General features: G+C 62.3%; 27 protein-coding genes. 12 read left to right on the top strand and 15 right to left on the bottom strand.

The features are described 5' to 3' along the window. Nucleotides 1-34: 34 nt before the first annotated feature. From Q1A53_RS05085 to Q1A53_RS05075, 3 genes are all read right to left on the bottom strand, one after another. Nucleotides 35-1,357 carry a TRAP transporter large permease subunit gene (locus Q1A53_RS05085; RefSeq protein ID WP_299963588.1) on the bottom strand — a complete coding sequence of 441 codons (1,323 nt, stop codon included), beginning with the start codon at nt 1,355-1,357 and terminating at the stop codon, nt 35-37. Then, nucleotides 1,347-1,859 carry a TRAP transporter small permease subunit gene (locus Q1A53_RS05080; RefSeq protein WP_299964450.1) on the bottom strand — a complete coding sequence of 171 codons (513 nt, stop codon included), beginning with the start codon at nt 1,857-1,859 and terminating at the stop codon, nt 1,347-1,349. Before Q1A53_RS05080 ends, Q1A53_RS05085 begins: the two co-directional genes overlap by 11 nt. A gap of 62 nt (nt 1,860-1,921) precedes the next feature. Then, the gene (locus tag Q1A53_RS05075; RefSeq protein ID WP_299963586.1) at nt 1,922-2,686 is read right to left on the bottom strand and encodes an N-formylglutamate amidohydrolase; all 765 of its coding nucleotides are present in this window, start codon (nt 2,684-2,686) and stop codon (nt 1,922-1,924) included. Between the two features lie 121 nt (nt 2,687-2,807). On the opposite strand from Q1A53_RS05075, the gene Q1A53_RS05070 reads away from it, so the two are divergent. Continuing rightward, nucleotides 2,808-3,680 (top strand): MurR/RpiR family transcriptional regulator, encoded by an 873-nt coding sequence (locus tag Q1A53_RS05070; protein ID WP_299963584.1) that lies wholly within the window; start codon nt 2,808-2,810, stop codon nt 3,678-3,680. Nucleotides 3,681-3,817: 137 nt separating this feature from the next. On the opposite strand, the gene Q1A53_RS05065 is transcribed toward Q1A53_RS05070, so the two are convergent. Genes Q1A53_RS05065 through Q1A53_RS05055 form a run of 3 tightly spaced genes read right to left on the bottom strand, consistent with a single transcriptional unit; the run spans nt 3,818 to nt 6,396 of the window. After that, a complete protein-coding gene (locus Q1A53_RS05065) occupies nt 3,818-4,627 on the bottom strand; it encodes an ABC transporter permease (protein WP_299963582.1) in 810 nt (269 codons plus the stop codon). Then, complete coding sequence (locus tag Q1A53_RS05060; RefSeq protein ID WP_299963580.1) at nt 4,605-5,372, bottom strand: ABC transporter ATP-binding protein; 768 nt, start codon at nt 5,370-5,372, stop codon at nt 4,605-4,607. The genes Q1A53_RS05065 and Q1A53_RS05060 overlap by 23 nt, the downstream gene beginning before the upstream one ends. 4 nt (nt 5,373-5,376) lie before the next feature. After that, on the bottom strand, nt 5,377-6,396 hold the full coding sequence (locus Q1A53_RS05055; RefSeq protein WP_299963578.1) for an ABC transporter substrate-binding protein: 1,020 nt from the start codon (nt 6,394-6,396) through the stop codon (nt 5,377-5,379). A 131-nt stretch (nt 6,397-6,527) separates the two neighbouring features. On the opposite strand from Q1A53_RS05055, the gene rpe reads away from it, so the two are divergent. Beyond that, nucleotides 6,528-7,217 (top strand): ribulose-phosphate 3-epimerase, encoded by a 690-nt coding sequence (gene rpe / locus Q1A53_RS05050; RefSeq protein ID WP_299963576.1) that lies wholly within the window; start codon nt 6,528-6,530, stop codon nt 7,215-7,217. Between the two features lie 8 nt (nt 7,218-7,225). Here rpe and Q1A53_RS05045 read toward each other — a convergent pair whose 3' ends face one another. Further along, the gene (locus Q1A53_RS05045) at nt 7,226-7,711 is read right to left on the bottom strand and encodes a class I SAM-dependent methyltransferase (protein ID WP_299963574.1); all 486 of its coding nucleotides are present in this window, start codon (nt 7,709-7,711) and stop codon (nt 7,226-7,228) included. Between the two features lie 164 nt (nt 7,712-7,875). Between Q1A53_RS05045 and Q1A53_RS05040 the strand changes: the two genes are divergently transcribed. From Q1A53_RS05040 to Q1A53_RS05025, 4 genes are read left to right on the top strand one after another with little or no spacing between them, the layout of a single operon-like run. Next, entirely contained in the window at nt 7,876-9,651 is a 1,776-nt protein-coding gene (locus tag Q1A53_RS05040; protein ID WP_299963572.1) for an ABC transporter ATP-binding protein, read from the top strand. After that, nucleotides 9,644-11,563 (top strand): ABC transporter substrate-binding protein, encoded by a 1,920-nt coding sequence (locus Q1A53_RS05035; RefSeq protein ID WP_299963570.1) that lies wholly within the window; start codon nt 9,644-9,646, stop codon nt 11,561-11,563. Before Q1A53_RS05040 ends, Q1A53_RS05035 begins: the two co-directional genes overlap by 8 nt. Then, the gene (locus tag Q1A53_RS05030) at nt 11,560-12,588 is read left to right on the top strand and encodes an ABC transporter permease (RefSeq protein ID WP_299963568.1); all 1,029 of its coding nucleotides are present in this window, start codon (nt 11,560-11,562) and stop codon (nt 12,586-12,588) included. The genes Q1A53_RS05035 and Q1A53_RS05030 overlap by 4 nt, the downstream gene beginning before the upstream one ends. Then, nucleotides 12,585-13,739: an ABC transporter permease gene (locus Q1A53_RS05025; RefSeq protein ID WP_299963566.1), complete on the top strand. Its 1,155-nt coding sequence runs from the start codon at nt 12,585-12,587 to the stop codon at nt 13,737-13,739. The genes Q1A53_RS05030 and Q1A53_RS05025 overlap by 4 nt, the downstream gene beginning before the upstream one ends. Here Q1A53_RS05025 and thyX read toward each other — a convergent pair. Next, nucleotides 13,736-14,644, bottom strand: coding sequence for an FAD-dependent thymidylate synthase (gene thyX, locus Q1A53_RS05020; RefSeq protein ID WP_299963564.1), 909 nt, complete (start codon nt 14,642-14,644; stop codon nt 13,736-13,738). The two genes, Q1A53_RS05025 and thyX, sit on opposite strands and share 4 nt — an antisense overlap. A 185-nt stretch (nt 14,645-14,829) precedes the next feature. On the opposite strand from thyX, the gene Q1A53_RS05015 reads away from it, so the two are divergent. Genes Q1A53_RS05015 through Q1A53_RS05005 form a run of 3 tightly spaced genes read left to right on the top strand, consistent with a single transcriptional unit; the run spans nt 14,830 to nt 16,693 of the window. Beyond that, nucleotides 14,830-15,258 carry a VOC family protein gene (locus Q1A53_RS05015; RefSeq protein ID WP_299963562.1) on the top strand — a complete coding sequence of 143 codons (429 nt, stop codon included), beginning with the start codon at nt 14,830-14,832 and terminating at the stop codon, nt 15,256-15,258. Further along, nucleotides 15,258-15,959, top strand: a complete 702-nt coding sequence (locus Q1A53_RS05010) for a DUF1194 domain-containing protein (RefSeq protein ID WP_299964447.1) — start codon at nt 15,258-15,260, stop codon at nt 15,957-15,959. Before Q1A53_RS05015 ends, Q1A53_RS05010 begins: the two co-directional genes overlap by 1 nt. Next, nucleotides 15,956-16,693 (top strand): DUF1194 domain-containing protein, encoded by a 738-nt coding sequence (locus Q1A53_RS05005; RefSeq protein WP_366872372.1) that lies wholly within the window; start codon nt 15,956-15,958, stop codon nt 16,691-16,693. The genes Q1A53_RS05010 and Q1A53_RS05005 overlap by 4 nt, the downstream gene beginning before the upstream one ends. Here the strand turns inward: Q1A53_RS05005 and Q1A53_RS05000 are convergent. From Q1A53_RS05000 to Q1A53_RS04990, 3 genes are all read right to left on the bottom strand, one after another. After that, nucleotides 16,687-17,139: a winged helix DNA-binding protein gene (locus Q1A53_RS05000; RefSeq protein WP_299963560.1), complete on the bottom strand. Its 453-nt coding sequence runs from the start codon at nt 17,137-17,139 to the stop codon at nt 16,687-16,689. The genes Q1A53_RS05005 and Q1A53_RS05000 overlap by 7 nt on opposite strands. A 156-nt stretch (nt 17,140-17,295) precedes the next feature. Further along, nucleotides 17,296-17,562, bottom strand: a complete 267-nt coding sequence (locus Q1A53_RS04995) for a succinate dehydrogenase assembly factor 2 (RefSeq protein WP_299963558.1) — start codon at nt 17,560-17,562, stop codon at nt 17,296-17,298. After that, on the bottom strand, nt 17,546-17,953 hold the full coding sequence (locus Q1A53_RS04990; protein WP_299963556.1) for a helix-turn-helix domain-containing protein: 408 nt from the start codon (nt 17,951-17,953) through the stop codon (nt 17,546-17,548). The genes Q1A53_RS04995 and Q1A53_RS04990 overlap by 17 nt, the downstream gene beginning before the upstream one ends. A gap of 86 nt (nt 17,954-18,039) precedes the next feature. On the opposite strand from Q1A53_RS04990, the gene Q1A53_RS04985 reads away from it, so the two are divergent. Beyond that, on the top strand, nt 18,040-19,242 hold the full coding sequence (locus tag Q1A53_RS04985) for a pyridoxal phosphate-dependent aminotransferase (RefSeq protein ID WP_299963554.1): 1,203 nt from the start codon (nt 18,040-18,042) through the stop codon (nt 19,240-19,242). 11 nt (nt 19,243-19,253) lie between these two features. Next, nucleotides 19,254-19,655, top strand: coding sequence for a hypothetical protein (locus Q1A53_RS04980; protein ID WP_299963552.1), 402 nt, complete (start codon nt 19,254-19,256; stop codon nt 19,653-19,655). 37 nt (nt 19,656-19,692) lie between these two features. On the opposite strand, the gene ychF is transcribed toward Q1A53_RS04980, so the two are convergent. Together ychF and Q1A53_RS04970 are read right to left on the bottom strand one after the other, a co-directional pair. Next, nucleotides 19,693-20,790 (bottom strand): redox-regulated ATPase YchF, encoded by a 1,098-nt coding sequence (gene ychF / locus Q1A53_RS04975; RefSeq protein ID WP_299963550.1) that lies wholly within the window; start codon nt 20,788-20,790, stop codon nt 19,693-19,695. A gap of 72 nt (nt 20,791-20,862) precedes the next feature. Next, entirely contained in the window at nt 20,863-21,057 is a 195-nt protein-coding gene (locus Q1A53_RS04970) for a hypothetical protein (protein ID WP_299963548.1), read from the bottom strand. 147 nt (nt 21,058-21,204) lie between these two features. Between Q1A53_RS04970 and trpA the strand changes: the two genes are divergently transcribed. Further along, nucleotides 21,205-21,996 carry a tryptophan synthase subunit alpha gene (gene trpA, locus Q1A53_RS04965; RefSeq protein ID WP_299963546.1) on the top strand — a complete coding sequence of 264 codons (792 nt, stop codon included), beginning with the start codon at nt 21,205-21,207 and terminating at the stop codon, nt 21,994-21,996. Between the two features lie 13 nt (nt 21,997-22,009). On the opposite strand, the gene Q1A53_RS04960 is transcribed toward trpA, so the two are convergent. Together Q1A53_RS04960 and Q1A53_RS04955 are read right to left on the bottom strand one after the other, a co-directional pair. Continuing rightward, on the bottom strand, nt 22,010-22,492 hold the full coding sequence (locus tag Q1A53_RS04960) for a MarR family transcriptional regulator (RefSeq protein ID WP_299963544.1): 483 nt from the start codon (nt 22,490-22,492) through the stop codon (nt 22,010-22,012). Further along, nucleotides 22,485-23,630, bottom strand: a complete 1,146-nt coding sequence (locus tag Q1A53_RS04955; protein WP_299963542.1) for a twin-arginine translocation pathway signal protein — start codon at nt 23,628-23,630, stop codon at nt 22,485-22,487. Before Q1A53_RS04955 ends, Q1A53_RS04960 begins: the two co-directional genes overlap by 8 nt. Nucleotides 23,631-23,742 lie beyond the last annotated feature (112 nt).

Below are 23,742 nucleotides of genomic sequence, written 5' to 3'. Positions count from 1 at the left end.
GTTGCGTTGAACGCCCCGTCGTCCGGGGTCTTGGTTATTTTCCGTAAACATATTCCGGCAGCCACAGGGCAATCTGCGGAAAGGTCATGATGAGCGCGAGGCACCCGATCATCACAACGACAAAGGGCAGGATCGAGCCGTAGATGTCCTTGAGCGTGATTTCGGGCGGGGCCATGGCCCGCATCAGAAAAAGGTTATAGCCGAAGGGCGGCGTCATATAGGCGATCTGTGTGGTGATCGTATAGAGCACCCCGTACCAGATCAGATCGAACCCGAGCGCCGCCACCAGCGGCACATAAAGCGGTGCGACGATCACCAGCATCGCGGTGTCATCGAGGAAGGTGCCCATCAGCAGAAACGACAGCTGCATCAGGATCAGGATCATCCAGGGGTTGAGATTGAGTTGTTCGGTAAACAGCTGATCTATCGCCTTTACCGCCCCCAACCCGTCAAAAACCGCACCAAACCCGAGGGCGGCGAGAATAATCCACATGAACATGCAGGAGATTGCGAGGGTCTGACGCACCGAGGTCTCGAACACGACGCGGTTCATGCGCCCCTTCAGAACCGCCGCCAGCAAGGCCGTCAGCGCCCCGATGGCAGAGCTTTCCACGAGGCTCGTCCAACCATTCACAAAGGGCACCATCATCGCCATGAAAATCACGATGGGCAGCAGCCCCGCACGCAGCAGCCGCAGTTTTTCGGACATGGACACCGTGCGCTCCTCCGGCGGCAGCACCGGCCCAAGCGCGGGGTTCGCCCGGCATCGCAGGTAGATATAGAGGATAAACGCCCCCGCCATCATCAGCCCCGGCACCACACCGGCCAGCCATAGCTGCCCTACCGGCTGCCGCGCGATCATCGCATAAAGCACTAGTACCACCGACGGCGGCACCAGAATGCCCAGTGATGATCCAGCCTGAATGACCCCCGTGACCATCCGCTTGTCGTAGCCGCGGCGCAGCAGCTCCGGCAGCGCGATGGTTGCTCCGATAGCCATGCCCGCGACGCTCAGACCATTCATGGCCGACACCAGCACCATCAGCCCGATCGTGCCGATCGCCAGCCCGCCCGACACCGGCCCCATCCAGACATGGAACATGCGGTAGAGATCGTCGGCGATCTTCGATTCCGACAGCACATAGCCCATGAAGATGAACATTGGCAGCGTCAGCAACGGGTACCAGTTCATCAGCTTCATCGCCGCTGAAAACGGAATGTTCACCCCACCCGGATCCCACAGCAGGATCGCCGCTAGTGCTGCCACACCACCGATGGCACCGAACACCCGCTGCCCCGTCATGAGCATCAGCATCATGGAGGCAAACATGCTGATGGCGATCAGCTCATAGGACATGCAGATCAACCTCCCGGATGGTCGCGATGTCCTTGATCAGCTCCGAAATCGCCTGGAGCAGCATCAGGAAAAAGCCCAGGATCATGATCGCCTTGATCGGCCATATATAGGGCCGCCATGCCGTGCTGGAACGCTCCAGCCGTCCGACTTCCTCCGCACCGGTCACCAGCCCAGCGAAAAAAGCCAACGGCTCCTGCCCCCAATAGCCCAGCGAATAGGCAGTAGAGCCAAGCGCACCGTAGAGAAGCACGCCGAGATAGAATATCAGCAGGAGCACCGTGAAAGCGTCGAACCACGCCTTCTTGCGCACCGACCATTCATGATAGAACAGATCCATGCGCACATTGGCGCCCATCTGCATCGCGTAAGGACCGCCGGTGATGTAGTAGGCGACCATGGCGAACTGTGCGAGTTCCAGCGTCCAGAGCGTTGGCAGGAAAAACGTCTTGGAGATCGAGGACCACAGCAGGATGCCCATCATGACAAAGATACCGTACATCATGACCCGCCCGATCCGGTAGTTGACCGCATCCACGACCCGGACATAGAGCGTGGCGAGACGCCTCACACCGGCACCTCGATGGCCGCCATCGCTTCCATCAGCCAGCCGCTCAGCATCGCGGCCATCGCCGCCTCTTCGACGGGCGAGGAAATCAGGTCGTTGCGCACCTCCAGCATGACATTGGGAATCCCCCGGGCGAGACCATGCAGGCGCAAGGTATGGGTCACCCCGTCTTGCGGGCCGTAGGGTGCGTTACGCTCGGTGCGCAGATCAGTGTGCCGTCCGGCACAGGCGAGCATCGCATCCGCCAGCCGTGTATCGCTGTCGTGCAGAACGCCCAGTGCCACATCCCGCCTTTTGCCCATGAAGACCGGCGTAAAGCTGTGGATGGTCACCAGAGCCTTGGCGCGCGCGCGGTCCAGCGTCCGGTGCAACGCCGCCTCGAACGGCAGGTAATAGCGCGTCACACGGGCCGCGCGATCCGCCGGCGACAGTCCGATGTTGCCCGGAATGGCCATGCCCTCGCTCTGCTGCAGGATGGCTGTCTCCGCCTCCGGCGGCCGGTTGCAGTCGTAGATCAAGCGCGAGACCCGCCCCGCGACCAGTGGCGCATCGAGGCGTTCGGACATCCCCGTCGCGACACCCAGGGCGCCGGGATCCCAGGCCGCGTGGCCGCTCCGCATCTCCGGCGGCACGTCCAGATCGCCGATGTCTTGGGGAAAGACGTTGGCGGCATGTTCACAGACCAGTACGACACCGGCGGCCCCCTGCCCGCGCAGCACCGCGACAGCCTCCTCTTCCCCGTTTTGCGTCTGATCTGCCGACATTCGACCCCCGTTCGGCATAAATCTCTTGCCTGTCCGACGCTCTGTCAACACAATAATGAAAGCTGATGTTCAGTTAAGTCTCAGCTGTAATGAAATCCGTCAAAACTGAGGCAGAGGCGTTGTGACCGACCCGACCCTGACCATCGCCGACAGGCTACAGACCCGGCTAGACAGCCTGACCCGGGCCGAGCGACAACTGGCTCAGGCGATCCTGGAGAACTACCCCGCCTCCGGCCTCGGGCCGATTGCGGCGCTCGCGGCGGATGCGGATGTCTCGACGCCGACGGTGGCGCGGATGGTGCAGAAACTGGGCTTCAAGGGCTACGCCGAATTCCAGGCCGACCTGCGCGAGGAGATCAAGGCCAAGGTCAGCGGCCCGATCGCCAAACACGACACCTGGGCCGAAGGCGCGCCGGAAGAGCATATGCTCAACCGTTTTACCGAAGCCGTGATCGGCAACATCCGCAACTCACTCAGCCAGATCGACACCGCCGACTTCGACACCGCCTGCGCGCATCTGGCCGACACCAGCGGCAAACTGCACATCGTGGGCGGCCGGATCACCCACACGCTAGCGGAATACCTGTTTCTGCACATGCAGATGATCCGACCGGACGTGATCCATATTCAGTCAACCTCCAACGCCTGGCCGCACTACCTGCTGGATGTGCGCGAAGGCGATGTCTTCGTGATCTTCGATGTCCGCCGATATGAGGCAAACACTCTCAAGCTGGCAGAGATGGCGCGTGCCCGCGGCGCTCGTCTCATCCTCTTCACAGATCAATGGCGCTCGCCCGTGCACCAACTGGCGGACATTTGCTTTTCCAGCCGGATTGTCGTGCCTTCTGCCTGGGATTCCGCGGCGACCACTTTGCTGCTGATAGAGACTCTGATCGCGCAGGTACAGAACAACGCCTGGGATCGGACCCGCGACCGCACTCAGGCGCTGGAGGAGATGTTCGACCAGACCAAGCTCTTCCGAAAGTTTACCTGAAGCTTCAAGCTTCACATGAGACATATGGCGTAACGATCTGTATTTTCTGCGTTCCTCCGAAACCCGCGCCAGCACCGAGCACGGCCCGGAGGGGCGCGCTCGGGACATGTCGTGCGGCGCAAGCCGCGCCTGTCAGGTCACGTCCGCCAATTCAGCACGCGCCGCTCGATGGCACCGATCGCTGAACTGACGAGCACGCCCAGAACCGACAGGATCACGACACCGGCAAAGAGCCGCTCCAGATCATAGAGCGACCCTGCTTCCAGGATGTACGCGCCAATGCCGTATTCCGCGCCCAGCATCTCCGCTGCGACCAGAAGAATAATGGCAATCGCCAGCGAGATTCGCAGCCCCGCGAGGATGCCGGGCATCGCACCGGGCAAAACGATCTTGCGCACGATGCTGAGCCAGCTCAGGCCAAAGCTCTGGCCCATGCGGATCAGCGTCCTGTCCACGTTGTCCACAGCCGTGTAGGTGGCCACCACCGTGGGGGTGAACGTCCCGAAGGCAATGAGCGCATATTTACTGCCCTCATCAATGCCAAACCAGATCACGAAAAGCGGCAAAAGGGCGATCTTCGGGATCGGAAAGATCGCGGCCACCAGCGGCACAAGCCCCGCACGTACCAGCGAAAAAAGTCCCATCATCAGACCCACGGATATCCCGACGGACACACCGAACGCGGCCCCCACCACCAGACGCGACAGCGATGGCAGCAGATGCGCGAACAACAGACCCGAGGCGTAGAGCTCGGAGAATGTCTGGACCACATCGCTGGGCCGCGGCAGCGTCAATGGCGAGATCAACCCGCTGCGCGTGCCCCACTCTGCCGCACCTAGAAGCACGGCAAAGACGACAAAACCCACCCAGGCCCGACCTCGGGGCGCAAAACCACCCCCTCTGAAAGCGACCGTCCGGGCGTTTTTATCCACTGACGAGCTCCGCATCCGCTGCCATCGCTTCGTCCCGCATCAGCCCCCAGAGATGCTTTTGGGTTCGCTCCAGATCCGTATCTCCATAGCTGCGCTGTCCAAGGGGTTGATCGAGCGTCACGATCTCGCGCACTTCCCCCGGCCTGCGCGACAATACCACGACCCGGTGGCCCAACCGCACGGCCTCGGCCAGATTGTGGGTCACGTAAACCGCAGTGAAGGGCGTTTTTGTCCACAGGGTGATCAGATCATCCATCAGCAGCTCCCGGGTCTGGCTGTCGAGCGCGGAGAGCGGCTCATCCATCAGCAGCACTGCCGGATCCACGGCCAGTGCCCGCGCGATGGCCACCCTCTGTTTCATCCCGCCCGAAAGCTGTCGGGGCAGCGCCTTGCCGAACTCCTGCAACCGGGTACGTGCCAGCACGCCGTCAATCCGCGCGCGCATCTCCATCCGCCCGAGCGCATGATCTTCCAGCGCCAGCGCCACATTTCCCGCCACCGTCCGCCACGGCAGCAGGGCGAAGTCCTGAAAGATATAGGTGAGCGGGTTGAGACAGCCTGCAGGCGCTTCCCCCACCTGCTGCACCTGACCGGAGGCGGGCTCCTCCAGCCCGCCCATGAGACGCAGCAAGGTGGATTTGCCGCAGCCGGACGGTCCCACGATACACACGATCTGACCTTCAGGCACATCGAGTGTGACCTCATTCAGCACCTTCCGGCCATCGTAGCTGTGGCTGACGCGGTCAACGCGCAGCTCCATACTGTCAGCTGCCCAGTGTGTCGACGTAGGACGTATCGAGCAGCGTCTCCAGCGGGATGTCGGCGCTCACCAGCCCTTCGGACTGGAACCAGCCCAGCTGATCGGCCACCGACGCCACATTCAGCGCGGCCCCTTCGTTCAGCCGCATGGTGCCGTTGATGATCGACGGTGCTGCCTTTTCGCGCGGGCGGTCGGTGTAGACATACCGGTGGATCAGATCGACCATGGCGTCGACCCCTTCCTGCCCGTTCTCCCGCGCGATCATGGTGGCGTTGTAATCCGCCACACCGCGCGCGTAAGCGCCCAGATAATCCTGCGTCATCTGGCGTTCGTCGGCCGCATTCTTTGCGGAGGTAAAAACCGTCGTCACCTGATATTCAGGCAGGTACTGGGCCACGTCACCGATGATATGTACCGCGCCGGACCCTGCCAGCGGCTTGGCGATATGAGGCACGATGGACCATGCGTCTATCTGCCCGGATTTCAGCGCACCGATGATGGCCCCCACTTTCTGCAGGGGCTTGAACGACAGATCCGCACCTTCGGACTGTGCGATCTTGGAACCCATATAGTGAAACGAAGACCCCGCCGTCGTCATGCCGAAACTGCGCCCGTCCAGAGCAGCGGGACTTGTCAACCCTGCCTGAAACGCCGCGTCGCTGACGAGGATCTTTTGACCGTCGATGCCTGCTTCTTCGGACAGCGCGCCGCCAATGACCTTGATCGCACCCTTGTCCGCCAGCGACACCAGACCGCCCGACACAGCCGTGATCGCGTAGTCCACATCGCCGCTGGCGATGGCCACGGCCATGGGCTGCGCCGCCTGAAAGAACTTCAGCTCGACCTCAAGACCCGCATCAGCAAAATAGGCCCGCTCCGCCGCGATGAATGTGCCGGAATGACTGGTGAAACGCAGCGCCCCCACGGTGATCTTGCGTGTTTTCGCGATAGCCGGTGCCGCCAGGCCGACAGCACCAGCGGCTCCCATGGCCCCGAGAACGGTTCTGCGATTGAAATGTGGCATGTGATCCTCCCTGAACGCCCCTGTGCCGGACCTTAGCGGAGCCCGATGCACCGCCGCAACCAAAGAGCGCTCTTGCCCCTGCGCCCGCCGCCCCGGTACAACCTGGAGCATCCAATGACCTGAGGTGCCCCATGTCCTTCGACCGTTCCATCAAGATCGCTCCCTCCATTCTCGCCGCGGATTTCGCGAATTTCGGGGCGGAATGCGCGGCCATCGAGGCCCAGGGCGCCGATTGGGTGCATGTGGATGTGATGGACGGGCATTTCGTGCCCAACATCACCTTTGGCCCCGCGACCTGTGCTGCGATCCGGCCGCATATCAAGGGAGTGATGGACGTGCACCTGATGATCGCGCCGGTGGATCCCTATATCGACGCCTTTGCCCAGGCAGGCGCGGATGTGATCACGGCACATGTAGAGGCCGGCCCTCACATTCACCGCACCCTGCAGGCCATCCGCGGTGCCGGTGCCAAGGCCGGTGTCGCCCTCAACCCCGGCACGCCGGCAGAGGCGGTCGCGGACCTCATGGACATGGTCGATCTGATCTGTGTGATGACCGTGAACCCGGGCTTTGGCGGGCAAAAGTTCATCGACATGACCGCGAAAATTCGCCGCCTGCGCGCCATGATCGGGGACCGGCCCGTGCATATCGAGATCGACGGCGGCGTTGATCCGACAACCGCGCCGCTTGTCGCCAAGGCCGGAGCCGATGTGCTGGTAGCGGGATCGGCCGTCTTTCGCGGCGGCTCCGTCAGCGATCCGGCCCCCTACGGCACTAACATCCGCGCCATCCGCGACGCGGCGACCGGCACCTATGCCTGAGAGAGCGCTCAGCGCCGGTAGATGAAACAGCGCCCTTGGACGGCACCGGGTGGCAGCGCAATCTCTTCAAGATCGTCGAAATACATCCGGTCGCTCGACACCATCAGCCCGCCGGGCGCCAGTAATGGTGCCACCACAGGTGAGACGGCGCGAGCAAATGCATCGTTTTTCGCAGCGTCATGCCCACCGAGATCGGCGTGGATCAGACGCGCCACCGGCCCGAACCGGGCCTGCGCCTGCGGCAGCGTCTCGAAAACATCACCGAGCAGCACCCGATCCTCGGGTGGCGTGCTGTCGGGATGCGATGCGACGCTGCGTTCGAACACGTAAATGTCCCGCTCAGGCAGGATGCTGCACATATGGTGGTACGTCCGACCGTTACCGAGCCCCAGTTCGAACACCGGCCCATCCATGTCGGCCACCAGCCGCGCTGCGTGATCCAGACAGGCCCGCTGAGACACCATCCGGTCGATAAACAGATCCAATCGGCTCACGGCCCCGCCCTCCCAGTCAAACTGTCACAAGTCCATGCACTCTTTCGAATAGGGTTGCCAGAGGAAAGCCCCCTCGACCGGGGCGCTGGACCTTACGCGGGAAATCGCGTTGACTGAATTCACGCGGCCCGTGATCGCAGGCAGACAGAAGAGACAGGCGTTCGATGACCCCATTGCTCAACGTGCAGGACCTGAGCATCGGCTTTGGCACCGAAAAACCGGTGGTGCAAGACGTGAGCTTTCAGGTCATGCCGGGAGAGACCCTGGCGCTGGTGGGCGAAAGCGGATCGGGCAAGACCATCAGTTGCCGGGCGGTTTTGCGGATCCTGCCCGAGGCCGCGCAGATACGCAGCGGCAGCATCACGTTCTCCAGCACGCAGCAAGGCAGCACCGTTGACCTGTTGCGTCAACCGGAACGCGCACTGCGCAAGGTCCGCGGCAACCATATCTCCATGATCTTTCAGGAGCCCATGCGGTCGCTGTCGCCTCTGCACCGTCTGGGGGATCAGGTGTCAGAGGTGCTTTTGCTGCACCGGGATATGAACGCCGCACGCGCGAAGGCCTCGGTGCTGGAGACGTTCGAGCGCGTCGGGTTCCCCGATCCCGCACGGGTCTGGCGCTCCTATCCCTTCGAGATGTCCGGGGGCATGCGGCAGCGCGCCATGATCGCCATGGCAATGGTGGCAAAACCCGAACTGCTGATCGCGGATGAACCGACAACCGCACTCGACGTGACGACACAGGCGCAGGTGCTGGGGCTGATCAAGGAATTGCAGTCAGAGACCGGCATGGCAGTGATCCTCGTGACCCACGATCTGGGCGTCGTCGCCAACATGGCCGAGAGCGTCGTGGTGATGAACAAGGGCCGGGTGATGGAGCGCGGCCCGGCCGAGGCAGTACTGTCCGATCCGGCACATGGCTACACCCAAAAGCTCTTTGCCGCTGCCCCGATGATCCCCCAAGTGGCCGCCCCCGCCCGACCCGAGACCAATGACGATCCCATCCTACAGATGCGCGGCGTCTGCAAGACCTACACGATGCGCGCGGGCGGTTGGCGCAAGCCAACGCTGATCACGGCCTGCCACGAGGTCAACCTCACCGTGCAGCGCGGCAAGACGCTCGCTGTCGTCGGCGAAAGCGGCTCCGGCAAAACGACCTGCGCGCGGCTCGCTCTGGGTGCGGAACCCCCTGATCAGGGCGGTGAGATCCTGTTTCGCGCCACCGCGGACGCTGCGCCGCTCAAGATCCACGACATGAATGCCGAGGATCGGATCCGTTTTCAGCGCCAGGCGCAGATGGTATTTCAGGACCCCTACTCATCACTCTCGCCGCGCATGCGCGTGGGCCAGGCACTCACCGAACCGATGGAGATCCACGATCTGGGCCGCAAATCTGAGCGGCGCGAGAAGGCCGCAGAGATGCTGCGGTGGGTCGGCCTCGATCCGTCGATGCTCAGCCGATATCCGCATGCGTTCTCGGGCGGGCAGCGGCAGCGGCTGTCCATCGCGCGCGCGCTGACACTGGATCCCGTACTGCTGGTGTGTGACGAGCCGACCTCAGCGCTCGATGTGTCGGTGCAAGAACAGATCCTCTGCCTGCTGGAGGACATCCGAGACCGCATCGGGCTGAGCTATCTCTTCATCAGCCACGATCTGGCGGTTGTCGCGCGCATCGCCGATGAGGTTGCCGTCATGCGCCAGGGCGTGATCGTGGAACAGGCCCCGCCGGATACGCTTTTCTACAACCCCCGCCACCCCTACACCTGCGCCTTGATCGCCGCGCAGCCCGAGCCAGATATATCCAGACCGATCAATCTTGAGCTCGTGTCAAAAGGCGCCGGCAGTCCGGCGACCTGGCCCGAAGCCTTCCGTTTCGAAGGCGTTGCGGCCCCTGCTCTCACCGAACTTGAACCCGGCCACAAGGTGCGTTGTCATGTTTAGATCCCTCATCGTCCTCCTTTTTTGTCTGACGAGCCTTGGTGTTCGCGCAGAGCCGCCCACGTTGCAGGAAAGCAGCTTTTGGCAAAAGGAAGTCACCAACGGAATCCTGCCAGACGTCGAGGCGCGCATGCCCGACACACCCCTGATCGTGGATCTGGGCGCCAAAGGCCGCAGCTTTGGCACGCAGGGCGGCACGCTGCGCACGCTGGTCTCGCGGTCCAAGGACGTGCGGCAGATGGTGGTCTATGGCTACGCGCGGCTGGTGGGATACGACGAGAACTATGAACTCGCCCCCGACATCCTGCGCGATGTGGAGGTCGAGGACGGGCGCAGGTTCACCCTGCATCTGCGCCCGGGCCACCGCTGGTCGGACGGCCACCCCTTCACCTCCGCGGATTTCGAATACTGGTGGGAGCATGTGGCGCTCAACGAAGAGCTCAACCCCGCAGGCCCGCCCCAATCCATGTTCGTGAACGACCAGCTCGCCAAGATGTCCTTTCCGGACGCGCAGACGGTTGTCGTTGAATGGCCAGAGCCCAACACGCAGTTTCTGCAACTGCTGGCACAAGCGAGCCCGCTTTATATCTACCGACCCGCGCATTACCTCAAACAGTTTCACGCCGACTTCACGGACCCCAAGACCCTGCGTCGTACCATCAAGACGGCCCGGTTGCGCACTTGGGCTGCGCTGCACAACGACCGGGACAACATGTACAAGTTCGACAACCCGGATCTGCCGACACTCCAGCCCTGGATGAACGCCTCTGGCACCCAGTCCAGCCGCAACGTCTTTGTCCGCAACCCCTACTATCACCGCGCGGACAGCCGCGGTGTGCAGCTTCCTTATATCGACGTGGTGGAAATGACCGTGGTGGGCGGCGGGCTGATCGCGGCCAAGGCCAACGCGGGCGAAGTGGATCTGCAGGCGCGCGGGCTCGACTTTCCCGACATCTCGATCCTGAAAAAGGGCGAGCGGGACGGCGCGGGCTACCGCGTGCTGCTCTGGGGCAATGGGGCTGCGAGCCAGATCGCCATCTACCCCAACCTGAATTTCGCCGATCCGGTCTGGCGTGAGGTGATGCGTGACGTACGCTTTCGGCGTGCGCTGTCCCTGTCCATCGACCGGCGCATGATCAACCGCGCGCTCTACTTCGGGCTGGCCAAGGAAGGCGGGATGACGGCGCTGGCCAAGAGCCCGTTCTTCGATCCCTCCAACCTGTCCCGATGGGCCATTTACGACCCCGAAGCCGCCAATGCGATGCTGGACGAGATGGGGCTGACCGAGCGGACACCATCGGGCATCCGCAAACTGCCCGACGGTCGGCCAATGGAGTTCGTGATCGAAACCGCAGGCGAACGCAAGGAGGTTGAAAACGCACTGGCCATTATCACCGATACCTGGCGCGAGATCGGGGTAGAGCTGATCATGCGCCCGCTGGACCGCGACATCCTGCGTAACCGCGTCTACTCCGGCCTCAGCATGGCTGCGGTCTGGTTCGGCTGGGACAACGGGCTGCCGCAGCCCTATACGCCGCCCGATTATCTGGCACCTACGCAACAGGAGTTCTTTGCCTGGCCCAAGTGGGGACAATACTACCAGACCCGCGGCGAGGTGGGCGAGCAGCCTGACATACCCGCCGCACGGGATCTGATGAGACTGAGCGAGCGGTGGGACCGAACCCAGGACCGCGAAAAACGCCTCGCGATCTGGAAAGAGATGCTCGACATCCACGCCGAACAGCAATTCGGTATCGGCATTCTGGCCGAGGCGCCACAGCCGATCGTTGTCTCGAACAGGCTGCGGAACGTACCGGAACAGGCGAAATGGTCTTGGGATCCAGGCGCGCATTTCGGCATCCACCGGGTCGATGAGTTTTACTACGACGAACCTTTCCAGCAGCTCACCCAATGATGTTTCTGCGCTACGCGATCTACCGCTTCATCACCATGCTGCTGACGCTCTGGGTGGTGTCGATCATGATCTTCGTGATCATCAACCTGCCCCCTGGTGACTACCTCAGCAACCAGATCGCCGAGCTGCGCGCCACAGGACAGGCAGAAGGCGTCGCTAAGGCCGAGTTTCTGCGCGTGGAGTACGCGCTCGACCGGCCCATCTGGGAGCAATATCTGATCTGGGTCGGCATGGCACCGGGGCCGCAGGGCTGGTACGGGCTCATCCAGGGCAATTTCGGCTGGTCCTTTGAGTTCGACCGCCCCGTTTCCGAGATCGTGGGCGACGCGCTGTGGCTCACGGTGCTGGTCAACCTCGCTGCCGTTCTCTTTGTCTACCTTGTCGCCCTACCCCTCGGTGTGCTGGCCGCCGCGAAATCGGAAACCTGGGTCGACTACTCAGCCGCGTTCGTGGGCTATCTGGGCCTCGCCACGCCCAATTTCCTGCTGGCGCTCATGCTGTTCTACTACGGTAACAAGTATTTTGATCTGCCGATCGGCGGGCTGATGGATCCGCGGTTCGAAGGCGCCCCCATGTCCTGGGAAAAGGTCCGTTCGGTCCTGATCCACCTCATTGTGCCCACCTTTGTGATCGGCACCTCCGGGGCTGCGGCGATGATGCAGCGACTGCGCGCCAACATGCTCGACGAGTTGGGCAAACCCTACGTTGAGACCGCCAAGGCCAAGGGCCTCGCACCCTCGAAGCTGCTGGCGAAGTACCCGCTCCGCATGGCCTTCAACCCCTTCGTCGCCGACATTGGTAACCTGCTGCCTGCGATGATCTCGGGTTCCGTGCTGGTGTCGGTGGTGCTGGGGTTGCAGACCATCGGGCCTTCGCTGCTGACCGCGCTCAAATCGCAGGACCAGTTCCTTGCGGGGTTCATCCTGATGTTCGTGGCCCTTCTGACACTCATCGGTACGATGGTCTCGGATCTGCTGCTCGTACTCCTTGATCCGCGTATCCGCTACGGGGCCCGCGCCGCATGAAACAGCTCCCCGATGGCCGCTTTGTGGACGAGACCCCGTGGTCAGATGACGCGGATCTGTCGGCGCCGGAGCGCTCGGACATGGACGCGCCCAACTGGCTGCTGGTCTGGCGCAAGTTCCGCCGCCACCGGCTGGGGCTGATTTCGGGGCTGTTCCTGCTGATCTGCTACCTGATCCTGCCCATTGCAGGGTTCATCGCGCCCTACACAGCAAACGAACGCAGTGCGGAGTACCTCTATGCCCCGCCGCAATCCATCAATCTCTGGCACGAGGGTCAGTTCATCGGACCATATGTCTATCCCACCACCGCCACCGCGGATCTGGAGAATTTCCGCTGGACCTATGAGACGGACACGACCCGCCCCATGCCGCTGCAGTTCTTCTGCGAGGGGGCGGAGTACCGGCTGCTGGGCTTCATCCCCTCCGATACCCATCTTTTCTGCGCGCCCGAAGGTGCCACGATCTTCCTCTGGGGCTCGGACAGGTTGGGGCGTGATGTTTTCAGCCGCATTCTCTACGGCGCGCAGTTGTCGCTGACTGTCGGGCTGATAGGGATCACCGTGTCCTTTGCTCTGGGCATCTTCTTTGGTGCCATCGCTGGCTACTTCGGCGGCAAGACCGACTGGTTCATCAACCGGGTGATCGAGGTCTTGCGCTCTCTGCCGGAACTGCCGCTCTGGCTGGCGCTATCCGCCGCCGTACCGTCGAACTGGGGGCCCGTGGCGGTCTTCTTTATCATCTCGATCATTCTGGGGATCCTCGACTGGCCTGGCCTCGCCCGCGCCGTGCGCAGCAAGTTCCTCAGCCTGAGGGAGGAGGAATATGTCCGCGCGGCAGAGATGATGGGCGCCAAGCCCGGCCGGGTGATCCGGCGGCATCTGCTACCCAATTTCATGAGCCACCTGATCGCCTCGGCCACGCTGTCGATCCCCGCGATGATCCTTGGCGAGACGGCGCTCAGCTTCCTCGGTCTTGGCCTGCGTGCGCCCGCCGTCAGCTGGGGCGTCATGCTGAACGACGCACAAAACCTCGCCTCCATTGAGATCTACCCCTGGACAGCGATCCCGATGCTGCCGATCATCTTTGTGGTGCTGGCTTTCAACTTCCTCGGCGATGGGCTGCGCGCCTCGCTGGACCCCTACAAAAGCTAACCGTTCAACGTGGCCTGAAACTCGCGCCACTCGCCCTTGCTCATGCCGGAGGTTTCCTGCGTGACCTCTTCACCCGCCAGCATCTTGCGCACGCACTCCAGCGCCCGGCCAGAAAGCGTCGCTCCGCCGAGCCGGTAGTCCTCGAACGCCCGGTAGGCCGCAGGCACCCAATCGGCCACCATGGCGCAGATCGCATCGGCATAGACCCGGATCTCGTACTGCGCATGCGCATCGGCCCGCAGCCGCAGGAAGTGAAAGAGGTTGTGCAGATCCACTTTCCAGTACCACTGCGTATAGATATTGGCGGGCAGGTTCATGCGGGCGAGCTCTCTCGCAAGACCGTCCTGACCGTCCTGGCTGATCATCGCCTCGTAGTTATCATAGCAGCGGTTGCTGTCCGCCTTCAGGATCTCCAGAACGCGGGCCGCTTCTTCGCCCTCCAGTGTCCCGCCCCGGCCCTGATTGTTGACCACCGATTGTGCGGCCAGATCACCCTCCGCGGGGATGTAGAATTCCCGGTCGAGGATCGAATAGCGCGCGGAGTACTCATTGACGTTGGCCGTGCGGTGCCGGATCCACTGGCGTGCCACGAAGACAGGCAGCTTCACATGAAGCTTGATCTCGCACATCTCGAACGGCGTTGAATGCCAGTGCCGCATCAGATAGCGGATCAGCCCCTCGTCATTCTGCACTGATTTTGTGCCGCGCCCGTAGGACACCCGTGCCGCCTGACAAATCGCCGCATCGTCACCCATGTAGTCGATCACGCGGACGAACCCGTGATCCAGCACCGGCGCAGCCCGGTAAAGATGCTGCTCCATCCCCGGGGCAACCGCCCGCAGCGTGCTTTGCGGGGCGCTGCGCAGCGCGTCGATCTCGGCTTGATGCTCCGGGCTGATCGGCATGGAACTGTCCTCTCATTGGGGTGAGTCGCCATTGACTATATCTGGGCTGTCTCACGTGCGAAACACGCTATATCCTGTATTGCGTCGGGAATTGCGCCGTGGTCACTTCTACCGGAGGTGGGTGGCCTCATGGCAGCGGTGTGCTATTCTTCCGCAGACGGAAATACACAAGCAACGGAGGGGCCATGAGCCTGAGATACCTGCATACGATGGTGCGCGTGAAAGACCTGGAAAAGTCCATGGCGTTTTACGAATTTCTGGGACTGAAAGAGACCCGGCGGATGGACAGCGAGGGCGGGCGTTTCACGCTGGTCTTCATGGCACCGCCCGGGCAGGAAGAGTGCCCCGTGGAGCTGACCTACAACTGGGACGGCGACGATGCGCTGCCGGACGACAGCCGCCATTTCGGACATCTCGCCTACCGTGTCGGCAACATCTACGAGATGTGCCAGACCCTGATGGACAACGGCGTCACTATCAACCGCCCGCCCCGCGACGGGCACATGGCCTTCGTGCGCTCTCCCGATAATATCTCCATCGAGTTGTTGCAGGAGGGTGACAACCTGCCCCCGGCCGAGCCTTGGTCGAGCATGGAAAACACAGGGCACTGGTGATCTTCTCGCGTCTTTTGGCCTGCGCGGTACTGGCCGGCCCCGCTTCGGCGGAGTGTCGGCTGGCACTCGTGCTGGCGATTGACGTTTCAAGCTCTGTCGATGCAGAGGAGGACCGACTGCAGCGCAGCGGGTTGGCGGCGGCCCTCGCAGCACCTGAGGTCCGTGCCGCGTTCTTTGCGGGCGATCAGCATGTGGCACTTGCCGTCTACGAATGGTCAGGGCGGTATAATCAGGAGGTCCTGCTGGACTGGACCCTGATTGACAGCCCCGCGGTGCTGTTGCGTGCGTCGCAGGTTCTGGCCACCAGCACCCGTAGCCACAATGATTTCCCCACGGCCATGGGATATGCGCTCGGCTTTGGTGCCGGGTTGTTCCGGCGCGGCCCCGATTGTCTGTTCCGGACGCTGGATATGGCTGGGGACGGGCAAAACAACGAAGGGTTCGGCCCGCGTCGGGCCTACGCAGAGTTTCCTTTCGACGGCGTGACCGTGAATGGGCTGGTGGTGAACGGAGCCGACTTTGAAGCGGAAACGGGGTTGATCGCCTTTTACCAGCGCGAAGTGCTGCACGGACCCGGCGCCTTCATCGAGATTGCCCAGGGATTTGATGACTACGAACGCGCCATGCGCCGCAAGCTGGAACGGGAACTAAGCCCGCGGGTCATCGGAGCCGTCAGTCCCCTTCCGGTGACGGGCGGGTGAGGGTGGTACGCGCCGGTTTGCTGGGCCTGCTGCTAGCGGCAAGCCTGCCTGTCGCAGGGTTCACGAAATGCCGCCAGGCGCTGGCGCTCGGGCTTGACGTATCGGCGTCGGTCGATCTGCGCGAGTATCGGTTGCAGCTGGATGGCATCGTGACTGCCCTGACTGATCCGGGCGTCATGGCGGCGTTTCTGACAGAGCCGTCCGCACCCGTGATGCTGCTGGTATTTGAATGGAGCGGTCCGGCAGATCAGACCATTATCGTGCCGTGGACAAAGATTGCCGGTGAGGACACGTTGGCGGAGGTCAGTGCGGCGCTGGCGAATGCCGAACGGCGGGTGACGACCCCGGGCACCGCACTGGGTGTCGCAATGCAGACCGGGGCGGCATTTCTTGATGAGCATCCCGATTGCTGGCGGCGCACGCTCGATATCTCCGGTGACGGCGAGGCCAACCTCGGCCCACGTCCTCGCAGCCTCAAGGACGCCATCGGTGCGCGGGGGATCACGATCAATGCGTTGGTCATCGGCGCCGATGCGCCGGGAACGGGCGACCGACGGCAAGCAGACATCGCCGCGCTGTCGTCCTACTTCCGGACAGAGGTGATCACCGGACCGGATGCCTTCGTCCAGACGGCACTGGGGTTCGAGGACTACGCAAAAGCAATGACCGCCAAGCTCAAGCGTGAGCTAAGCGGTCGGCCGTTGAGCGCTATTTCTTCGACAGAGCGTCAATAGATGTAGCGGATCTGATCCGACCAGTAGCGTTCCATCCGGCGGAGCGAGCCTGTGATGCTGTCGATGCCATCCGGCCCAAGCACCCCCTTGTTTTCCAATCCATCCGCATGGCGTGAGAACAGATCAGACACGACGCGGCGAATATGTTGCCCTTCGTCGGTAAGCTTAACCCGGACAGAGCGGCGGTCGATTTCACAGCGCTGATGGTGCATGTAGCCCATATCCACCAGCTTTTTGAGATTGTAGCTTACGTTGCTGCCTTGGTAATAACCTCGGCTTTTCAATTCCCCCGCGGTCACTTCGTTGTCGCCGATGTTGAACAACAGCAGCGCCTGAACCGCGTTGATTTCGAGCACGCCGACGCGTTCGAATTCATCCTTGATGACATCCAGCAACAAGCGGTGCAGCCGTTCGACCAGCGACAATGCCTCCAGATAGCTGACCATAAACCCCTGTGTGCGGTTCGTGGCGGAGGGATCGTGCGGAATTTGTTCTTGTCTGCTCATGTGCCAAGCGCTCCGACTCATTCCAATTCGCCAGGAATTTGGAATAGAAACGCCAATAATTCGTTAAAAGAACAAAAATAGTACGTACGCAGCCGGTCAGATAGCTGGTTTGGGCAGACCGGCGACAATCCGACCGATCAACGCTCCATAGGGGTCCGGGGGACTTACTTGGCCACTAACCCACTGATATAAATCGTGATCATTCTCGCTGAGCATGGCGTCATAGACCTCCAAATCGGCCTCGGACATGGCATCCAAATTCGCGCGGGCAAACCGCTCCAGGATGACGTCCATTTCCTTGATGCCCCGCCGCATGGATCGCATCTGAAGCCGTTTTATGCGATGCTCACGCGGCTCGGTCATGGGCTTCTTCCTTCAGCATCACCCGCAACTTTTTCTCCAGACGCGCCATCTGTTCGGCCCGGGCAACCATATCGGCGCGCATATCGCGCAGCTCATTCAGCAGATCCTGTGCGCTCGGCATCAAGTCCGCCTCGTCGCCGGGCGCCTCCAGCCCTTCACCCTGGCCGTTCATCAGCCACATCATCGAGACATTCAGCAGCCCCGCCATCATCGACAACCGATTGGCGCGAGGCTCGCTCAGGTCGTTTTCCCAGGACCGCAGCGTCGATACCCGCACACCCAAGCGCCGCGCGAGCTGCGCCTGCGTCATTTCCGCGGTCTCGCGGGCGGCAGCCACACGATCCCCGAACGTTGCGGTTTCGGGCCCGTACCAGTTTTCCGTTTCATGCATGCTGTAGTCTCCTTCGACGATCGCGCTTGAACGGCGGCAAGCTGCCCCCTATGAGTCGACCCAGCTTGTACCAACCTGAGGCCGAAATGGAATTCCTGTCTACGACACTCGCCCGCGTCAAACCGTCTCCGACCATCGCGGTCACAACAAAGGCGGCAGAGCTGAAAGCCGCAGGGCGCGATGTGATCGGCCTGGGCGCGGGCGAGCCTGACTTCGACACGCCGCAGAACATCAAGGATGCCGCCGTCGCTGCCATCGCCGCTGGTAAGACAAAATACACCGCACCGGACGGAATTCCAGAGTTGAAGCAGGCCATCTGCAAGAAATTCAAGCGCGACAATGATCTAACCTACACCCCCTCGCAGGTCAGTGTGGGCACAGGTGGTAAACAAATCCTTTACAACGCCCTCATGGCAACGCTGAATGAAGGCGACGAGGTAGTGATCCCCGCGCCCTACTGGGTGAGCTATCCGGATATGGTGCTGCTCGCCGGTGGCACGCCGGTGGTGGCCGAAGCATCGTTGCAGACCGGGTTCAAGCTGACCGCGGATCAGCTGGACGCCGCGATCACCGACAAGACCAAGTGGCTGATCTTCAACTCGCCCTCCAACCCTACGGGCGCGGGCTATACCTGGGACGAGCTGAAGGCATTGACGGATGTGCTGATGCGCCACCCGCATGTCTGGATCATGTCGGACGACATGTATGAACACCTCGTCTACGGCGACTTCCAGTTCTGCACGCCTGCGCAAGTTGAGCCGCAGCTCTACGACAGGACGCTCACCGTGAACGGCGTCAGCAAGGCCTACGCCATGACCGGCTGGCGGATTGGCTATGCCGCGGGTCCCGAAGAACTGATCAAGGCGATGCGCAAGGTGCAGTCGCAAAGCACTTCCAACCCCTGCTCCATCAGCCAATGGGCCGCGGTCGAGGCGCTGGACGGCACGCAGGAGTTCATCACGCCCAACAACGAGATGTTCGTGCGCCGCCGGGATCTGGTGGTTGAGATGCTGAATGCCGCCGAGGGTGTGCGTTGCCCGGTGCCGGACGGGGCCTTTTATGTCTACCCGTCGATTGCGGGCTGCATCGGCAAGACTTCCGCCGGTGGTGCGCTGATCGAAGATGACGAGGCATTCGCAACTGCGCTGCTGGAGGAAACGGGCGTCGCCGTGGTCTTTGGCGCGGCCTTTGGCCTCTCGCCCAACTTCCGCGTCAGCTACGCCACTTCGGACGCGGCCCTGACGGAGGCCTGCACCCGCATCCAGAGCTTCTGCGCAGGGCTCACCTGACGGGAGGATCCATGAGCGCCGATCTGCCAGAGTATTACTTCCGCGTTCGGGAAAACGGTGCTGCCGTGTTTCGTGTGGATACGGAAAACCGGCAACGCAGGATCGAGATGGACCAGATCGCCGTGATCAACATCCGCAACGGCGAGGTGAAAGCGCAAGGTGCGCACGCCTTGTCCGACGCTGACAGAGACGCGATTGACGACTGGATGCGCGCGCGGAGCGATCTGCTGGAGCGCCGCGCGGTCGATGATATCCTGCGCGCGGTCGATCACCTGAACCTGACCACACAATGGGCGCAATCGCGCGCCACGCCCGAACAGCTGGAAGAAGTCACCGATACACTGCTGCTCGCCATGCACGACCTGCGCGGCGTCCTTGTCCGAAAGAAGGCGGACCGGCTGACAAAGAGCTAGACATCTGTCGCCGCGCGGACGGAGCAGCGCCAGACCGCTACGTGTTAAAGAGAAAGTGGAGCACGTCCCCGTCTTTGACCACGTAGGACTTGCCCTCCGCCCGCATCTTGCCAGCCTCCTTGGCCGGTTGCTCGCCCCCCAGACCAACGAAATCATCGTAGGCGATGGTCTCCGCCCGGATGAAGCCCTTTTCGAAATCACCGTGAATCACCCCTGCGGCTCTGGGCGCCGTTGTCCCGGAGCGGATCGTCCAGGCGCGCGCCTCCTTCGGACCGACGGTGAAATAGGTCTCCAGATGCAAAAGCGCGTAGCCTGCCTGAATGAGCCGGTCGAGCCCTGCTTCCTTCAGTCCCATTTCCTCCAGGAACATCTCCGCCTCGTCGGGGTCCAACTGGCTGATCTCTTCCTCGATCTGGGCTGAGATGATCACGTGGGAGTTGCCTTGGGCGGCCGCCATCTCGGCCACCTTGGTGGCATGCGCATTGCCGTCAGCGGCCTCCGCCTCGCCCACGTTGCAGACATAAAGCACCGGCTTCGTGGTCAGCAGCTGCAGCATCTTCCAGGCCTTGGCGTCCTCCTCGTCCACCTCGACGACGCGCGCGGGCTGACCCTGCTCCAGCACTTCGAGAGCCGCTTTCATCAGCCGCTCCTGCTGGACCGCTTCCTTGTCGCCGCCGCGCACCTTGCGGACGATGTTCTGCAGGCGCTTTTCGATGCTCTCGATATCGGCCAGCATCAACTCCGTTTCGATCGTCTCGGCGTCCGCGACAGGATCAACGCGCCCGTCCACGTGGGTCACATCCCCGTCCTCGAAACAGCGCAGCACATGGGCGATGGCATCAACCTCGCGGATATTGGCCAGAAACTGGTTGCCCAGCCCCTCCCCCTTGGAGGCGCCTTTCACCAGCCCGGCAATATCAACGAAGGTCATGCGGGTGGGGATGATCTGCTTGGACTGCGCGATCCCGGCGAGCTTGTCCAGCCGCGCATCAGGGACGGCGACCTCCCCCACATTGGGCTCGATCGTGCAGAACGGAAAGTTCGCCGCCTGTGCAGCAGCCGTCCGCGTCAACGCATTGAAAAGTGTGGATTTGCCAACATTTGGCAGACCCACGATGCCCATCTTGAAACCCATCTCGGCGTCCCTTTTTCAGTTGGCGCCGTGCTTAGGGCCTCGCTGTCCCCAAGGCAAGGGCCGCCCGAAGGCTCAATGCCGGTGCCGCCTGTCCTCGCGGGCGTGAAAAATGAGGAACCAGGCCAGCAGGATGAACATCGGGTGCGTCAGCCCGCCCGAAAAGAACAGCGCCGGGATCCAGATGAAAAAGACCAGGATCCCGATGATCGGGCGACCCGTCAGAACGATCGACAGCGGGGGCAGCAGAATGGCGAGCAGATAATTCATGATCCGTCATATAGGGTATTTTTTCGCAGGCGTGAGTGGCCGGGCGCGAATTTTCTCACACATGCCGCGCGGAGGCACCAATTGGTACATTGATTTCCCCGGCGGTTTTCGGCATTGCGAACGGCACGCAAAAAAGGAGAGCGGTGGATGAGCCGGATCGACGCCAAATTCGCAGACCTGTCCAACGCCGGGACAAAGGCGTTCGTGGCCTACATCATGGCCGGCGACCCCGACTTTGACACCACACTGGACGTGATGCGGGGCTTGCCCGCCGCGGGTGTCGATGTTATCGAACTGGGTCTGCCCTTTACCGACCCGATGGCCGATGGCCCGACAATCCAGCTGGCAGGCCAACGCGCCCTGGCCGGGGGCATGACGCTGGCGCGCACGCTGGAGCTTGCAGAACGGTTCCGTGAGGACGACCAGGACACCCCCATCGTGCTCATGGGATACTACAACCCGATCTACAGCCGCGGCGTCGACCGGTTCCTGACAGAGGCCAGGCAAGCAGGCATCGACGGGCTGATCATCGTCGATCTGCCGCCCGAAGAGGACAGCGAGCTGTGTCTGCCCGCGCAGGCTGCCGGGCTGAACTTCATCCGGCTGGCCACACCCACCACCGACGACAAACGTCTGCCGCAGGTGCTGCGCAATACTTCCGGCTTTGTCTACTACGTCTCCATCACCGGCATCACCGGGTCGGCCGAACCGCAGGCCAGCGATGTGGCACCGGAGGTCGCACGCATCAAATCAGCGACAGATCTGCCTGTGATCGTGGGCTTTGGCGTCAATACGCCCGAGAAATCCCGCGCCATCGCAGAGATTGCCGATGGCGTCGTTGTGGGCTCGGCCATCGTGGGCAAGATCGTTGCGGGCGAGCCGGTCGAGGACGTACTGAGCTTTGTCAAATCGCTCGCCGACGGGGCGCATAGCGGCTGAGTGCGCGGGATTTTCAACCCTTGTGACTCTGCAGCACCGCCGCCTGCGGCGCGTCACGCGCCTTGTCCAGGGTCACCCGAACGGCTTTGAGTACCGGCAGAATGGGCGCGATGTCGGCAGGGTCGATCTTTTCTGCGAGTGCTGCGAAGTCCGGACCGAGAGCGGTGATGGTTTGCCCGTGCAGGCGGCGCCCGGCATCCGTCAGCCACACGAGCTTTGACCGGCCATCACCCGGATTCGGCGCCAGTGTGACGAGACCCCGCGTCTGAAGCGTCTTCAGCGTGTGGGTCAGCGAGGTCTTGGGCACCTGAAAGGCGCGCGCCATGTCGATGGGCGCACGCCCGTCGCCCAGACGCACCAGATGATTGAGCACCGTGAAATGCGGCGCGATCAGGCCTTCGGGCAGGCGCGCCTCCAGCAGCGTGCGGCTCAACTGTTCGATGATTCCGATTTCGTTGAAGAACTCGAAGAAGACACGGGCATCAGGGTCAGGCATTCACAATCTTTGCATCGAGGGGCCAGCGCGGGCTGACCGGCACCTGCGGTCCGTACCCCAGGCGACACCACATTTGCACAGTGCCGCCCTCCGGGGCCAGCGTTTCGTGCAAGCTTGCGTGGATGTCGGCCATCTCCGGAAACTCCTGCAGGCCCTGCGACAGCGGTTGCAGCCCGATGCCTTCGGCGGTAGCGGCGAGATTGATGCGCACCCAGTCCTGCCCGGCCCTGATCTGGGCCGCGCGAGAGTTGTCCGGTGTGATCTGCCACAGATGCGCCATGGCGGTCATCATGTTCTCCACAATCATCCGCTCGCCCTGTTTGTAGCTGGTGCTGTTGCGGTCCATCGCGCTTTCTCGGGTGAAAAGACCCGCCATACGCAGCATCTCGAACGTGGGCCCTGTGAAATCAATGCCGTCGGGGTTGGCGTTGACTTCGCGCGCGCCGATGCGAAAGAGATCGACGCTTTCCTTGAGCGTGCGTTCGGTGCGGAATTCGATAAGGAAGGCCTCCGCCGAGATCTCGCGCAGCGCGGCTACGCGGTCAGGTGCGGCGGTCAATTGTACCTCGCTGCCGTGCATCGCGGCAGCGGCAATGCGCTGCAGAACGGCAAGCGGGACCGCTCGGGTCGTATCGTAGGGTTCTTTCAGCGTCCGGCGATGGGGGACCTGCGCAAAGAGCGGATCACGCGGCGCGGTGGTCGGCGCAAATCGGCACCGGGCTACCGGACGTGTATCGAGACCCGCGTCGGCCATACCTTCCGGGAAGAGCTCGATGTCGACCCGCAGGCCCTCCTCCAGAGCGGCGATCCGCATCAGTTCCAGAAAACATCCCAGCCCGATGGTGATCTGCCGATTAAAAGGGTCCGTCTCCGGCAGCAACCGCTGCGTGTCCGCGTACAGCGTCACCTCGTCCGGTCGCGACAAATCCACCAGCCACGGCTGGCGGTTATGCGGATTGGGCGCCAGCAGCGCATAGCTCAGCGCGCGCTTGCGGGGGTCGTCATAGCCGCCCGCCTGCGCCCAGGGGGCAAGCGCTTCCGTGGGTTTCCGAACCAAGGTTGTGCCAGTCGCTGCACCAGCGGCGAGGATCACGCCGCCGCCAATCAGCCCGATCGTTTTTCTGCGTGTCAGGGTCATTGCCTTACTCCTGTTAGTATCATATCGCACTAAATATATCGTGCGATATCGAATTAACAAGTGCGAAATAGGACTATATTTCCGCCTTGAACGAGGCATGGGAGATTGGTAA

The sequence above is a fragment of the uncultured Roseobacter sp. genome, assembly GCF_947496515.1.
Taxonomy (GTDB): domain Bacteria; phylum Pseudomonadota; class Alphaproteobacteria; order Rhodobacterales; family Rhodobacteraceae; genus Roseobacter.
This window is presented reverse-complemented; position numbering and strand designations above follow the sequence as displayed.

Excerpts from the sequence above, each read along its gene's own strand:
- Q1A53_RS04990 (WP_299963556.1), bottom strand. The coding sequence starts at position 17,953 with ATGCATGAAACGGAAAACTGGTACGGGCCCGAAACCGCAACGTTCGGG.
- Q1A53_RS04980 (WP_299963552.1), top strand. The coding sequence starts at position 19,254 with ATGAGCGCCGATCTGCCAGAGTATTACTTCCGCGTTCGGGAAAACGGT.
- Q1A53_RS05035 (WP_299963570.1), top strand. The coding sequence starts at position 9,644 with ATGTTTAGATCCCTCATCGTCCTCCTTTTTTGTCTGACGAGCCTTGGT.
- Q1A53_RS04970 (WP_299963548.1), bottom strand. The coding sequence starts at position 21,057 with ATGAATTATCTGCTCGCCATTCTGCTGCCCCCGCTGTCGATCGTTCTG.
- Q1A53_RS05080 (WP_299964450.1), bottom strand. The coding sequence starts at position 1,859 with ATGATGTACGGTATCTTTGTCATGATGGGCATCCTGCTGTGGTCCTCG.
- Q1A53_RS05030 (WP_299963568.1), top strand. The coding sequence starts at position 11,560 with ATGATGTTTCTGCGCTACGCGATCTACCGCTTCATCACCATGCTGCTG.
- Q1A53_RS05075 (WP_299963586.1), bottom strand. The coding sequence starts at position 2,686 with ATGTCGGCAGATCAGACGCAAAACGGGGAAGAGGAGGCTGTCGCGGTG.
- Q1A53_RS04995 (WP_299963558.1), bottom strand. The coding sequence starts at position 17,562 with ATGACCGAGCCGCGTGAGCATCGCATAAAACGGCTTCAGATGCGATCC.
- Q1A53_RS05085 (WP_299963588.1), bottom strand. The coding sequence starts at position 1,357 with ATGTCCTATGAGCTGATCGCCATCAGCATGTTTGCCTCCATGATGCTG.
- Q1A53_RS04955 (WP_299963542.1), bottom strand. The coding sequence starts at position 23,630 with ATGACCCTGACACGCAGAAAAACGATCGGGCTGATTGGCGGCGGCGTG.
- Q1A53_RS05040 (WP_299963572.1), top strand. The coding sequence starts at position 7,876 with ATGACCCCATTGCTCAACGTGCAGGACCTGAGCATCGGCTTTGGCACC.
- Q1A53_RS05065 (WP_299963582.1), bottom strand. The coding sequence starts at position 4,627 with ATGCGGAGCTCGTCAGTGGATAAAAACGCCCGGACGGTCGCTTTCAGA.
- Q1A53_RS05000 (WP_299963560.1), bottom strand. The coding sequence starts at position 17,139 with ATGGTCAGCTATCTGGAGGCATTGTCGCTGGTCGAACGGCTGCACCGC.
- rpe (WP_299963576.1), top strand. The coding sequence starts at position 6,528 with ATGTCCTTCGACCGTTCCATCAAGATCGCTCCCTCCATTCTCGCCGCG.
- ychF (WP_299963550.1), bottom strand. The coding sequence starts at position 20,790 with ATGGGTTTCAAGATGGGCATCGTGGGTCTGCCAAATGTTGGCAAATCC.
- Q1A53_RS05055 (WP_299963578.1), bottom strand. The coding sequence starts at position 6,396 with ATGCCACATTTCAATCGCAGAACCGTTCTCGGGGCCATGGGAGCCGCT.
- Q1A53_RS05025 (WP_299963566.1), top strand. The coding sequence starts at position 12,585 with ATGAAACAGCTCCCCGATGGCCGCTTTGTGGACGAGACCCCGTGGTCA.
- Q1A53_RS05060 (WP_299963580.1), bottom strand. The coding sequence starts at position 5,372 with ATGGAGCTGCGCGTTGACCGCGTCAGCCACAGCTACGATGGCCGGAAG.
- Q1A53_RS04985 (WP_299963554.1), top strand. The coding sequence starts at position 18,040 with ATGGAATTCCTGTCTACGACACTCGCCCGCGTCAAACCGTCTCCGACC.
- thyX (WP_299963564.1), bottom strand. The coding sequence starts at position 14,644 with ATGCCGATCAGCCCGGAGCATCAAGCCGAGATCGACGCGCTGCGCAGC.
- Q1A53_RS05015 (WP_299963562.1), top strand. The coding sequence starts at position 14,830 with ATGAGCCTGAGATACCTGCATACGATGGTGCGCGTGAAAGACCTGGAA.
- Q1A53_RS04960 (WP_299963544.1), bottom strand. The coding sequence starts at position 22,492 with ATGCCTGACCCTGATGCCCGTGTCTTCTTCGAGTTCTTCAACGAAATC.
- trpA (WP_299963546.1), top strand. The coding sequence starts at position 21,205 with ATGAGCCGGATCGACGCCAAATTCGCAGACCTGTCCAACGCCGGGACA.